Origin of the sequence: Neptunomonas phycophila, assembly GCF_001922575.1 — a bacterium.
Lineage (GTDB): Bacteria > Pseudomonadota > Gammaproteobacteria > Pseudomonadales > Balneatricaceae > Neptunomonas > Neptunomonas phycophila.
This window is the reverse complement of record NZ_MRCI01000001.1, coordinates 690,068-703,546: the sequence shown is the minus strand read 5'-3', so window position 1 is coordinate 703,546 and position 13,479 is coordinate 690,068. Positions and strand designations below refer to the sequence as shown.

The window sequence follows — 13,479 nt, the reverse complement described above, 5'->3', positions numbered from 1 at the left end:
ATGGACCATTCAACACTGGCGTTATTGGAACGTATTTTCGCCACCGTTTTCCCCTTAGTCGCGATTGTCACTGTTGGCTTTTTATACGCTCGTAAAAAACATACAGATATGTCCGCAGCCAATGCGCTCAACATTGATGTGTTTGTTCCGGCCTTATTGTTTTCTGTATTGTCTGCTAAATCATTCGACCTAATGCGCTTTCAAGAGCTAGCAATTGGCGGGATTATCGTTGTCATTGGCTCAGGGCTTATTATTTGGCCCGTTTGCAAGCTACTAAAGGTCAACCCGAAAACCTTTCTCCCGCCTATCATGTTTAACAATAGCGGCAACTTAGGCTTACCGTTAGCGGTGCTGGCCTTCGGAGAAGAAGCGCTAGCAGCTGCAGTGGTGTTGTTTTTGGTGGAAAACACTCTGCATTTTACGGTGGGGCTGTACATTTTGGATAAGAAGACCAACCCCTTCCAAGTGTTGCGTATGCCGATTATTTTGGCTTCTATTTTGGGCCTCAGTTGGAGCGGCTTTCATCTTCCGTTACCCACGCCAATTGCGACCTTTATTGATATGCTGGGAAAAATATCGATCCCGCTTATGCTGTTTGCTTTAGGGGTACGTATGACGAGTGTGGATTTAACACACTGGAAACTTGGCGTATGGGGCGCTATTTTATGCCCGCTGAGTGGCCTGCTCATTGCGGTTCCACTGCAAAGCGTTTTACACCTTGAACCAATACAATTTGCTTACTTGCTGTTATTTGCAGCCCTGCCACCGGCTGTACTCAACTACATGCTTGCGGAGCGTTACCAGCAAGAGCCGCATCAAGTAGCTTCTATTGTTTTACTCGGCAATATCAGCAGCTTGCTGTTTATTCCGGCTACCTTGTATTTCATTTTATAACTTGTAGCCCGCCGCTAGCTATCAATAATCCAGACACAAAAAAGCGCCTTCAAAAGGCGCTTTTAGGTCGCGTTAAGCGAGTTACACTAAATCGGCTATCTCATCTTCAATCAATTGTAGCGCGGTAATTGGGTGCTCGTGTTGTGTAATAGGACGGCCAATCACCAAATATGTACTGCCACTTTTAAGCGCATCAGCCGGTGTCATAATCCGGCGTTGATCACCGGCAGCAGCGAATGCTGGGCGAATACCTGGCGTTACCAAGCTAAAGTTGTCTGAAATAATGCTACGCAATGGCTCTACTTCTTGCGCTGAGCATACAACCCCGTCTAAACCGCATGATTCTGTGAGCGCAGCCAAGCGCTTAACATGCGTTAACGGCTCGATATCTAAACCAACTTCTTTAAGGTCGGACTGCTCCATACTGGTGAGTACTGTAACCGCAATAAGCTGAGTCGTATTATTAGCAACTTGCGCTAGCTCTTCTCGGGCTGCTTCCATCATGCGTCGCCCGCCTGAGGCATGGACATTCACCATCCATACTCCCAGCTCACCAGCTGCACGAACGGCTTTGGCAGTCGTATTCGGGATATCATGGAATTTTAGGTCTAGGAAAATCTCAAAACCTTTGTTTTGCAGCGCTTCAACAATAGCAGGGCCACCGCGGGTGAATAACTCTTTGCCTACCTTTAAGCGGCAACGCGCTGGGTCTAGTTGGTCAGCCATAAACAGAGCTTGCTCGACGGTTGGGTAATCCAGTGCGACGATAATGCGTTTAGAATCGGTAATCACGTTGAGCCTCTCTGTACTTGTTTGTATAAAATGCGTTTGGGCTTTGTAGAATACGAACGGCTATTCGCCTTCAAGCCCTTGAATGGGACGAATACTGCTCCAGTTTTTACACGACGGGCAATGCCAAGTTAGCTGCTTAGCCGCATAACCACATTGGTAGCATTGATATTGAGGTTTAGATTCCTCAAGCGCACTGGTTAAGCTTTTTAACGTTTGTAAGCTTTCTTTAGCGCTCGCGCTGCCATACTCAAGATGCAGATCAATAAGGCGATTAAACCCCTTGATCGATGGGCGATGCTTTAGCTCTTGGGTTAAGAATAAACCAGCCGCTATTGCGCCCTGCTGCATGAACACCAGCTCTGTTAGTGCCAAGATGATGCTTGCCGACGGCGTGTGACTTAAGCAGTCCCGCAGGTATTGTTCATAATCTGACAGTTTATTCAACGATTGATAGCAGCTTTTTAAATAAGGTAGTGCTTCTGACACAAAATAACGGTCTTGTGTTTCAATTTGACGAAGCCTGCTAATTGCCATTTTCCACTGTTGCTGGCTGCTAAAGATCTCGGCCATCATCAAACTAGCACGTACGCAGTTAGCATCATAGCTAAGCGCCGTTTTTAAATGAGCCATCGCCTGTTTTGTGTTGTGTTGCTGATAAGATTGCTCTGCTAACTCACAAGCATAATGCGCTGCGCTTTTCTTGATAAGTGCATTTTGGTCTTTGCCCAAACGTTGCGTGGCTTGCAAGGCAGAATCCCACTCTTGCTCTTTTTCATACAACTTAATGAGCTTAGTTAACGCGCGTATACGGGTGGCATCAGGAAGTGGCTCTTTTAACACATCAACCAGCAAGTGCTCACTGCGGTCTAGTAAACCTATTGAATCATAATCAAGTGCTAACGCCATTTGCACGCGTAATTGATCTTCTCGACTCAGGTCAGGACGAGCCAATAAGTTTTGATGCATTTTAATGGCACGCTCTACATCGCCTTTTTTACGAAATAGCCGTGCTAGTGCTAAATGAGCGGGAAGAGTATCGCTATTAATTTCTAATGTGCGGATAAAGCTTTCGATTGCTTCGTTAGGTTGGTCACTGAGAAGGAAGTTAAGGCCTTGAAAATAATCACGATTTAGGCCGGTCTCTTGTGACGCTGGCCTATATCGTTGTTTTTGCTTGCTCCATCGCCCTAAAAACCAACCAATAGCAATGGCTAGCATTAGCAGCAATATGAAGCGGTAATCCAACATGCTAGCCTGGGTCTTTAACCGTCGCTGTTCGAAGTACGGCTAATTCTTTATCGGCTGATTCTGATTTTTTACGCGCACGTTTAAGGCGTGCTTTAAGTGCAATAAGCGCCACACTGTTGAGTAAAAAACCAATAACACCACCAATGGCCATCGCTATAACAAGCCACATACCAATTGATAATTCAAATGTCGTAAAGAACACAAAGTCTAATGCTATTTTGTCTGTGTTATTGATAGCAAAGAGCACGCCAACAAACAGTATTAACAAACATAGCAAAAGCACTAAAATTTTAATGAGGAAACGCACGTGTTTCTTTCTCCGTCCTGTGTAGCGATATAAAGTACTGGTTAGTACTTATCGATACTGTCATTCACCTGTTCACGCAATTCCTTGCCAGGTTTGAAGTGAGGTACATATTTAGCCGATAGCGGAACCGAATCACCTGTTTTTGGGTTACGCCCCATTCTAGGTGCTCGGTAGTGCAGAGAAAAGCTACCAAAACCACGAATTTCGATACGGTCGCCATCTGATAGCGACTCAGTCATATGATCAAGCATTGTTTTAACTGCTAGCTCAACATCTTTAACAGACAGTTCGGGGTGTCGATCAATCAGATGTTCTATCAGCTCTGACTTTGTCATCGTACTCTCTCCATTTTTAAACTGAATATTTAATCGAGCGCTTCCAAGCTAGATTCAGAAGCACTAGCCCCGTTATTTACTTAACGGTGTTTAGTGCTTCTGTTGTACCTAGGAATCATTTTTTGTTCATTTGCTGCTTGATCAAGTCACCAATAGTGGTCGGCCCTGCCGAATCGACACTTTGCTGCTGAACATTTTGCAATGCTTCGCGCTCTTGTTTTAACTCCATCTGTTTAACAGAAAGGTTAATTGTACGATTTTTGCTATCCATCGAGATAATAACAGCATCAACCTGATCGCCTACTTTAACTTCGTTGGTCAGATCATCAGTACGCTCACGAGACCACTCAGCTACTCGTAAGCTTGCTTCAACCCCGTCGGCTATTTCTATCGTCGCCTGACGAGCATCCACTTCGGTTACGGTTCCTTTGACGATGTCACCTTTTTTATGCGCCGCCAAGTACTCTGCTAACGGGTCACCATTGAGCTGTTTGATACTCAGAGCGATACGTTCACGCTCGACATCAATAGAGACAACAACGGCTTCAACTTCGTCGCCTTTATTAAATTGTTTGACGGCTTCTTCGCCTGGAAGATCCCAAGACAAGTCAGATAAGTGAACCAACCCATCAATATTGCCATCCAAGCCTACAAAGACACCAAAATCGGTAATAGATTTAATTTTACCGGTAATTTTTTCGCCTTTTTGATGGCTTGCTGCAAACGCATCCCATGGATTTTGCTGGCACTGCTTCATGCCGAGCGAAATACGGCGGCGATCCGTATCGATGTCTAAGACCATGACTTCGACTTCTTGACCAACCTGCACCACTTTAGATGGGTGTACGTTTTTGTTGGTCCAATCCATTTCGGATACGTGAACTAGGCCTTCGATACCTTCAGCGATTTGCGCGAAACAACCGTAATCGGTCAAGTTAGTCACTTTCGCGGTGGTTTTGTCACCCACGTTGAATTGCTTAACTTTTTCATCCCATGGGTCGGCTTTCAGTTGTTTAATGCCCAAAGACACGCGTGTTTTTTCGCGGTCATATTTGAGGACTTTAACGTCTATTTCGTCACCAACACTGAGTACTTCGCTTGGATGCTTAACACGCTTCCACGCAATATCGGTAATATGAAGCAAACCATCAATACCACCAAGGTCGATGAAAGCACCGTAGTCAGTGATATTCTTGACGATACCCTTAAGAACAATGCCCTCTTCTAGGGTTTCGAGTAGTTTTTCACGGTCAGCACTATTGAGCTCTTCCAGCACCGCTCGGCGAGAAACGACAATGTTATTGCGCTTAACGTCCAGCTTAACCAGTTTAAACTCAAGCTCTTTACCTTCGAGGTGTGAAGAGTCACGAAGCGGTCGAATATCTAACAGGGAACCCGGCAAGAATGCACTGACAGCGCCTACAGCGACAGTAAAACCACCACGCACTTTGCCCGTGATTTCACCTTTAATAATTTCGCCATTTTCGAAAGCAGTTTCAAGGACGGCCCACGCCTCAGCGCGTTTTGCTTTCTCACGAGAAAGCTGAGTTGCACCAAATCCGTCTTCTACACTTTCCAGTGCTACCTTAACCTCATCACCTACAGCAATAGTTAGCTCACCTTGCTCGTCGATGAATTGTTCCCTTGGTATAACGCCTTCTGATTTTAGACCTGCATTGACTATGACAAAATCATTTTCAATCGCGATTACAGTCCCAGTAACGATTGACCCAGGCGCCATATTCAACTCTTGCAGACTCTCTTCAAAGAGATCAGCAAAACTTTCGCTCATAATCCAACCATCCTCGCAACTCAGTTGCCCGTGTCTAGCCTGTTTTATCGCAGCCCTCGGTGGCGTGCCTCTTCTAGCACCGCGTCAAGAACTGCCTCTATTGTCATTTGAGTAGAATCCAAAATAATGGCGTCTTCTGCAGGCTTTAGCGGGGCTACTAGTCTGTTCATATCACGAGCATCCCTTGCTTGCAAATCAACCAATATACTTTCAACACTAGCACTGAGCCCCTTATTAATCAACTGGTTATAACGGCGCTGTGCGCGCTCTTCTACAGAGGCATCTAAATAAATTTTAAGACCCGCTTCTGGGAACACCACCGTACCCATATCTCGGCCATCAGCAATCAGCCCTGGCGCTTCGGCAAATGCTCGTTGGCGCTCCAATAAAGCGGCTCGTACAGAGCCTATTGAAGCGACGACCGACGCATCGTTTCCGACATTTTCTTTACGGATAACTTTGGTGACATCTTCGCCTTCTAGAATCACCTGCACGTCGCCATCTCGGCTAACAAATTGCACATCTAAATGTGCGGCCAAGGTGACTAATGCCGTTTCATCTTCTAGGGCAACCCCATGATGACTGGCCGCTAACGCGGTTAAACGGTACAAAGCGCCACTATCGAGCAAGCGCCAATTTAAGTTTTCTGCCAGTAACCGACAGATGGTGCCTTTACCCGATCCACTTGGCCCATCGACTGTAATTACAGGTACTGGTTTGTAGTGAGACATCACGTCTCCTCCTTTTGTAAACGTAATCCTATTTTTTGTGCGATCTCTACAAAGTCAGGAAAAGAGCTCGCGACATGATCACACCCGGTAATAAGTACATCACCGTGTGCTTGGGAGCCGGCTATAGACAACGCCATTGCGATACGTGGATCGCCAAAACTATCGACCTTAGCTCCTATAAATTCTCCACCTGTTATCGATATTTGACCGTTTTTATTATCGATAACTATGCCCATTTTGCGTAATCCATCCGTCATGGCTTGGACTCGATTTTGTTCTTTACCTCGCAGCTCGGCTGCCCCCTTAAGTAAGCTCTCACCTTGAGCGCACGCAGCGGCGACAAACACTAACGGTAGTTCGTCACTAGAAGCTGATAAACATTCTGCGGGGATGGCAATACCTTGTAACGGCGCATATTTTACATGGATATCAACTACTGGTTCGCCATTGAGATCCACGGCATTAGTACAGTCAATATCAGCTCCCATTAGGCGTAAAATATCAATCAAACCAGAGCGCCCAGGGTTGATGCCTACCTGCTCAATCACGACATCCGAGTTAGGGGATATGGCCGCCGCAACGATAAAAAATGCCGCACATGACATATCACCAGGCACATTAAAATCGGCTGCTTTTAACGTCTGCCCAGGATTAATCGATACGGTGAGCCCATTACGCTGAACGTCTACACCAAAGTGCTGTAGCATTCGCTCGGTATGGTCACGTGTCATGACTGGCTCTGTAATAGTTGTTTTACCTTGAGCGTATAACCCTGCCAGCAATAACCCCGATTTAACTTGAGCACTAGGGACCTGCATAGTGCAATCTATACCTTGCAGCGACTCTACCGCGTAAATATTCACCGGCGGTACTCCACCGTCTGCCGTATCAACCTGCGCTCCCATCGTCCGGAGTGCTTGCGTTATGCGCACCATGGGTTTTGTCATAAGCAGGTCATCACCTAGTAGGCACGAGTCAAACTCTTGAGCGGCTAGTATTGCGCTGAGTAAGCGCATACTAATATCCGAACTGCCCAAATATAAATCCCCCGGAGGCGGGCATAGCCCATGCAAGCCCACACCGTAAATTTTTACCTGCCCTTGGTGAGGCCCTTCGATGACCACGCCCATATCACGAAATGCCTGTAGCGTGGCGAGGCTATCTTCACTTTCTAAAAAACCACGAATCAGGGTAACGCCTTCGGCGAGCGCTCCCATAATCACCGCCCGATGTGAGATAGATTTGTCACCAGGTACGCGGATATTCCCTTGGATAGCCATCGCCTTTCGCACGCGGAAGGTTACGTGATCCTGATGACGGTTCAATGAATATGCACTTCGGGTCAGCATCCGGTTGAAATGCTCACGCGCGGCTTTTGCACGTGTAAAAACTCCCGTCATTGCTTGGCTATCCGTGTGCTCTATTGCCGTGCGCAATTCGGCTAAACCAGCCGTGAAGTTATCAATCTGGTTGAGCAGCTGCTGTTTATTAGCGATACAGATGTCATGCCACATGGTCGGATCGGAAGCGGCAATACGTGTAAAGTCGCGGAAACCTCCTGCGGCATAGCGGAAAATTTCAGTGCTATCCTGCTCACGAGCAAGTGTATCGACTAAAGAGAATGCCAATATATGCGGCAAATGACTGGTGGCTGCTAGTACTTCATCATGGCGTTCAACAGCCATTTGCAACACTTCGGCACCTGTTGCTTGCCACATACGCGCGACTTGCTGAACCGCACTTGGGTCTGATTCTGGTAGCGGTGTGAGAATGATTTTATGTTTTACAAAAAGCTGGTCGTCCGATGCGATAACACCGCTTTTTTCAGACCCTGCTATTGGATGCCCAGGAATAAAACCACTGGGAATGGCACCAAATACATCTCTTGCAGCTGCAACCACGTTCGCTTTGGTGCTACCCACATCCGTGATAATAGTATGAGATGCTAACAATGGTTTGATTTGTTCAAGTACTTGATGAGTCGCCTTGACCGGAACAGCCAACACAATCAAGTCGGCAATAGGCACACATGCAGCGAGTTCGGTAAAGCCTTCATCTATGACATCTAACTCTAGGCCTTGGCGCACCTCATCAGGGCTCATATCAAAACCAGCTATTAGCGTCGCAAACTGCTTACGCTTCAGTGCTTTAGCTAATGAGCCACCAATAAGCCCTAAGCCAATTACAAGGATCCGATTAATCTTGTGGTAACTCACAACGAAGCTCCAACTGTAAACTGAAACACGCTAACGCCGACGAAGAAGGCAATTTTTGCTTCTTTGCCTTTAACACACCGCAACATCGTCTTAAATAACCGCTTTGGGATACGAGCCTAACAGCTTTAACTCCGTTGACTGCTGCTCTAATTCTGTTATCACGAGCTTAACATTGTCATCATCACAATGACCTTCAAAATCGATATAGAACAAGTAACTCCAAGCACCTTGTCCAGCCGGACGTGTTTCAATACGGGTAAGGCTAATACCGTGACGATGAAATGGCTCTAACAAAGTATAAAGTGCGCCCGGCTTATTATGAGCGGCTAGCAGCAACGAAGTTTTATCATCACCACTAGGGCCTACATGCTGTTTCCCCAACACAAGAAAACGAGTGGTATTGTCGGGCAAGTCTTCGATATTACGTTCGATAATATCCAGGTCGTATAAATCTTGCGCCATGTCGCCTGCAATAGCCGCGGCACCTACTTCAGACATAACACGCTTAGCCCCTTGCGCATTTGAGCTAACAGCAATGTGCTCTGCATCGGGGTAATGGCTTTCTAACCAACTGCGGCATTGCGCAAAAGATTCTTGATGGGCATAAATTTTAGTGATGGGCGTTGCGGTTTCATTTTTAGCAACCAGCAAGTGCTGATGGATACGCAGTTCTAATTCACCACAAATTTGTACATTATGGCGGCGGAATAAATCTAACGTGTGTGTAGCCATCCCTTCGGTTGAGTTTTCGATCGGCACAACGCCGTAGTTAGCAGCCCCGGCTTCAACTTCACGGAAAACATCATCCAATACATTCATGGGCGCACTGACTGCCGAGTGCCCAAAGTGCTTAAAGGCCGCTTGTTGTGTAAAAGTGCCCTCAGGCCCCAAAAACGCCACACGCATTGGCTTTTCTAACGCTAAGCACACCGACATTATCTCACGAAATAGCCGAGCCACTTCTTTTGCGGGAAGCGGCCCTTGGTTGCGCTCCATGACTCGACGCAGTACTTGAGCTTCACGTTCTGGCCGATAAAAGACAGCGTCCTGCTTGCCTTCGAAAGACTCCTTCACCTCAGCGACTTCTTGCGCACATTCTGCACGTTTATTAAGAAGCACCTGAATCTCTTGGTCAATGGTATCAATCTTATCGCGCAGAACTCGCAGCGCTTTTTCTTGTTCAGTCATGGATCGACCTTTTTAATTATCCGTGTGTTCGTTCAAATTCATTCATAAATGCAATTAACGCATCAACCGCTTGCTCGTTGACCGCATTATAGATACTTGCGCGCATACCTCCGACCGAACGGTGGCCTTGCAAGTTCAATAGCCCTGCTTTTTCTGATTCAGCAATAAAGGTGCTATCCAGATTTGAATCCGCCAAGATAAATGGAACATTCATCCATGACTGATTGCGCTTAACTACTGGGTTTGAGAAGAACTTACTGTCAGCAATTGCTTGGTATAGTTTTTCTGCTTTACGACGGTTAGCTACTTCCATGGCTTCAACGCCACCTTGTGCCTTTAACCACTTAAAGACAAGCCCGGTGAGATACCATGCTAACGTCGGAGGTGTATTATTCATGGACCCAGCCGCTGCGTGTACCGCGTAGTCATACATGGTTGGCGTGCCTGCTAAAGTGTCGCCTAGTAGGTCTTCGCGCACGATAACAACTGTCAAACCGGCTGGTCCGATATTCTTTTGCGCACCCGCATAGATTAAGCCGAATTTAGAGACATCAAACGGGCGGGATAAGATATTAGAGGACATATCTGCCACTAACGGCACATCTCCTGTGTCAGGAATGTAATCAAACTCTACACCGCCAATAGTTTCGTTGGGGGTATAGTGCACATAGGCTGCGTCTGGATTTAACACCAGCTCGTCTTGCGTAGGCGCAGAGGTGAACTGAGTAGACTCTGTTGTTGCTACTACATTAACATCGCAATAGCGCTTTGCTTCAGCAATGGCTTTTTTAGACCAGACCCCTGTATTGATATAATCAGCCGTTGTTTTACCACGCAATAAGTTAAGCGGCACCATTGCAAACTGACTTGTTGCTCCGCCTTGCAAAAACAGGACTTTGTAATTGTCAGGGATGTGCATTAAATCACGTAGATCTTGCTCGGCTTGCGCGGCAACCGACATAAACTCATCGCTACGATGGCTCATTTCCATGATCGATAAACCACAACCGTGCCAATCAAGCATTTCTTGTTGGGCTGTTTTTAAAACTTCTTCAGGAAGAGCGGCTGGACCCGCACTGAAATTAAAATGACGGCTCATCTGTATCTCTCAATAATCAAATGCGAAGCATTGCATATAAGGTTGAACAACTCGGTCTTTATGTCACATTGAAGCTATGATACTGCATGAACGAGCCAAGCAAAGCACCCGTTAGCTTACCTCTAGCTTTTAGCTATTTTATAGCTATAGAGAAAGTGCGGCTATTGCCGCACTTTCTGTTTACCTCTTCGTTGTTAATGTGAGTAGTGAGTTACTCATCATCACCAGCGGTTTCGGCATCATCACCAGCTTCCGCATCAGCTACCTGAGCGCCACCTTCTTCAGGTGACTCTGCTGTGGCTGCATCGGCATCGACTTCTGCTGTTTCTTCGGGCTCTTCTGGTTCTTCGATACGCGCAAGGCTAACGAGGTTTTCATCGCTGGCGACCTTAATCAGAGTAACACCTTGAGTATTACGACCCAGCACCGAAATTTCTGAAGTGCGAGTCCGTACCATGGTGCCCTGATCACTGATCAGCATGACATCATCCCCTTCGAACACTTGAACTGCACCAGCAAGGTAGCCGTTACGTTCTGTGCACTGCATGCCGATAACACCCTGGTTACCACGGCCTTTACAAGGGAAATCTTCAACCGGTGTTTGCTTACCGTAACCACGAGCCGAAGCCGTTAATACGTTACCGCCAGCTTTCGGAATGATCAGCGAGATGACCACTGCATCATCCTTCATTTTTACACCTTTAACACCACGAGCCGTTCGACCCATCGGACGCACATCTGATTCATGGAAGCGCGCCACTTTACCGGCGTTAGTGACCAGCATAATGTCGTCTTCACCTTCGGTAATCGCTGCGCCGATTAGGGCATCATCATCCAACAGATCAACCGCAATCAAACCCGATGAACGTGGACGAGAGAAATTAACCAATGATGTTTTCTTAACGATACCGCTCGCCGTTGCCATGAACACAAAACGGTCTTCGCTGTATTCATTAACAGGCAAAATAGTCGAGATGCGCTCACCTTCTACCAACGGAAGAATGTTAACGATAGGACGACCACGAGCAGTACGGCTAGCTTGAGGGATCTCGTAGACTTTCAGCCAATACACTTTACCCATGTTGGTAAAGCACAGGATGGTGTCATGAGTACTGGCTATTAATAGATGCTCGACAAAATCTTCGTCTTTAACCGCGGTTACCGAACGGCCTTTACCGCCACGACGTTGTGATTGGTAATCCGTTAGTGGCTGAGTTTTCGCATAACCACCATGAGAGATAGTAACAACCATGTCTTCTTCGGTAATTAAGTCTGCAACAGTCAAATCTTGGCGTGAGGCAATGATTTCGGTCTTGCGCTCGTCGCCATATTCTTCTGTTACCGCTTCTAACTCTTCACGAATCACTTCCATCAATCGAGTATAAGAACCCAGTATTTCAAGCAGCTCGGCAATTTTAACTAATAACTCTTTATATTCGCCGATCAGTTTTTCATGTTCTAAACCCGTCAGGCGATGCAAACGCAAATCGAGGATGGCCTGAGCCTGAACCGGTGACAAATAGTATTTGCTATCGTGCACACCATATTGTGGTTCTAGGTCATCTGGGCGGCATGCATCATCACCAGCCTGTTCAAGCATCGTGCTCACTGTGCCTAAATCCCACGCACGCGCAACTAAGCCTTCTTTAGCTTCGGCAGGCGTTGGTGATTGGCGAATCAGCTCGATAATCTCGTCGATATTGGCCAGCGCAATCGCTAAGCCTTCGAGTACGTGTCCACGCTCACGCGCTTTGCGTAGTTCGAAAACAGTACGACGGGTAACGACTTCGCGACGGTGACGAATAAAGTTTTCGATCAACTCACGAAGGTTAAGAATTTTAGGCTGACCGTCAACTAACGCAACGATGTTGATACCAAATACGCCTTCCATTTGCGTTTGGGCAAACAAATTGTTGGCGATTACATCCGGCATTTCGCCACGACGAAGCTCAATCACAATACGCATGCCGTCTTTATCAGACTCATCACGTAGCTCAGTGATACCTTCTAGCTTCTTCTCTTTAACCAGCTCGGCAATCTTTTCGATTAAGCGCGCTTTGTTAAGTTGATATGGAATCTCGGTGACTACAATAGAAGCTTTGCCACGGCTGTCTTCTTCAACATGGTACTTGGAGCGAATGTAAATACGACCGCGCCCTGTACGATACGCCAACAAAATACCAGCACGACCATTGATGATCGCACCTGTTGGAAAATCTGGCCCTGGAATATGCTCCATCAAGCCATCAACATCGATGTCAGGGTTTTCGATCATCGCCAAACAACCTGCAACGACTTCGCGCAAGTTATGTGGCGGGATATTCGTTGCCATGCCCACAGCGATACCTGATGAACCGTTAACCAACAGGTTAGGTACACGCGTGGGAAGGACATCAGGGATCAACTCGGTGCCATCATAGTTAGGCACAAAATCGACGGTTTCTTTCTCTAGATCCGCTAATAAGTCATGCGAGATCTTTTTCATGCGAATTTCGGTGTAACGCATAGCGGCGGCGGAATCACCATCAACGGAACCGAAGTTCCCTTGACCATCCACAAGCGTATAACGCATTGAGAAATCCTGCGCCATACGAACGATTGTATCGTAAACCGCACTATCACCATGCGGGTGGTATTTACCGATTACATCACCAACAACACGTGCCGATTTTTTGTACGGTTTGTTCCAATCGTTGCTCAGCTCGTTCATTGCAAATAGCACACGACGGTGAACAGGCTTTAACCCGTCACGTACGTCTGGCAATGCACGGCCGACGATAACACTCATAGCATAATCGAGATAAGATTGTTTCATCTCATCTTCGATATTTACTGGCAAAATTTCTTTGGCTAAATCACCCATGGGTTTCAGCTTTC

11 protein-coding genes are annotated in these 13,479 nt (G+C 46.7%); 1 reads left to right on the top strand and 10 read right to left on the bottom strand.

Annotation, left to right across the window (positions count from 1 at the left end; translation table 11 throughout):
- Entirely contained in the window at nt 1-894 is an 894-nt protein-coding gene (locus tag BS617_RS03190) for an AEC family transporter (protein ID WP_075171460.1), read from the top strand.
- A gap of 81 nt (nt 895-975) precedes the next feature.
- On the opposite strand, the gene pyrF is transcribed toward BS617_RS03190, so the two are convergent.
- From pyrF to gyrA, 10 genes are all read right to left on the bottom strand, one after another.
- Entirely contained in the window at nt 976-1,686 is a 711-nt protein-coding gene (pyrF, locus tag BS617_RS03185) for an orotidine-5'-phosphate decarboxylase (RefSeq protein ID WP_075171459.1), read from the bottom strand.
- 60 nt (nt 1,687-1,746) lie between these two features.
- The gene (gene lapB, locus BS617_RS03180; protein WP_075171458.1) at nt 1,747-2,934 is read right to left on the bottom strand and encodes a lipopolysaccharide assembly protein LapB; all 1,188 of its coding nucleotides are present in this window, start codon (nt 2,932-2,934) and stop codon (nt 1,747-1,749) included.
- 1 nt (nt 2,935) lies between these two features.
- The gene (locus BS617_RS03175; RefSeq protein WP_075171457.1) at nt 2,936-3,241 is read right to left on the bottom strand and encodes a LapA family protein; all 306 of its coding nucleotides are present in this window, start codon (nt 3,239-3,241) and stop codon (nt 2,936-2,938) included.
- Between the two features lie 41 nt (nt 3,242-3,282).
- A complete protein-coding gene (locus BS617_RS03170; protein WP_075171456.1) occupies nt 3,283-3,576 on the bottom strand; it encodes an integration host factor subunit beta in 294 nt (97 codons plus the stop codon).
- A gap of 115 nt (nt 3,577-3,691) precedes the next feature.
- Nucleotides 3,692-5,368 carry a 30S ribosomal protein S1 gene (rpsA, locus tag BS617_RS03165; RefSeq protein WP_075171455.1) on the bottom strand — a complete coding sequence of 559 codons (1,677 nt, stop codon included), beginning with the start codon at nt 5,366-5,368 and terminating at the stop codon, nt 3,692-3,694.
- 44 nt (nt 5,369-5,412) lie between these two features.
- The gene (cmk, locus tag BS617_RS03160; RefSeq protein ID WP_075171454.1) at nt 5,413-6,099 is read right to left on the bottom strand and encodes a (d)CMP kinase; all 687 of its coding nucleotides are present in this window, start codon (nt 6,097-6,099) and stop codon (nt 5,413-5,415) included.
- Nucleotides 6,099-8,315, bottom strand: a complete 2,217-nt coding sequence (locus BS617_RS03155) for a bifunctional prephenate dehydrogenase/3-phosphoshikimate 1-carboxyvinyltransferase (protein ID WP_075171453.1) — start codon at nt 8,313-8,315, stop codon at nt 6,099-6,101. The genes cmk and BS617_RS03155 overlap by 1 nt, the downstream gene beginning before the upstream one ends.
- Nucleotides 8,316-8,405: 90 nt before the next feature.
- Nucleotides 8,406-9,503: a prephenate dehydratase gene (gene pheA / locus BS617_RS03150; protein ID WP_075171452.1), complete on the bottom strand. Its 1,098-nt coding sequence runs from the start codon at nt 9,501-9,503 to the stop codon at nt 8,406-8,408.
- A 16-nt stretch (nt 9,504-9,519) separates the two neighbouring features.
- Nucleotides 9,520-10,602, bottom strand: a complete 1,083-nt coding sequence (serC, locus tag BS617_RS03145; RefSeq protein ID WP_075171451.1) for a 3-phosphoserine/phosphohydroxythreonine transaminase — start codon at nt 10,600-10,602, stop codon at nt 9,520-9,522.
- A gap of 211 nt (nt 10,603-10,813) precedes the next feature.
- Nucleotides 10,814-13,465 carry a DNA gyrase subunit A gene (gyrA, locus tag BS617_RS03140; protein WP_075171450.1) on the bottom strand — a complete coding sequence of 884 codons (2,652 nt, stop codon included), beginning with the start codon at nt 13,463-13,465 and terminating at the stop codon, nt 10,814-10,816.
- Nucleotides 13,466-13,479: the final 14 nt, after the last annotated feature.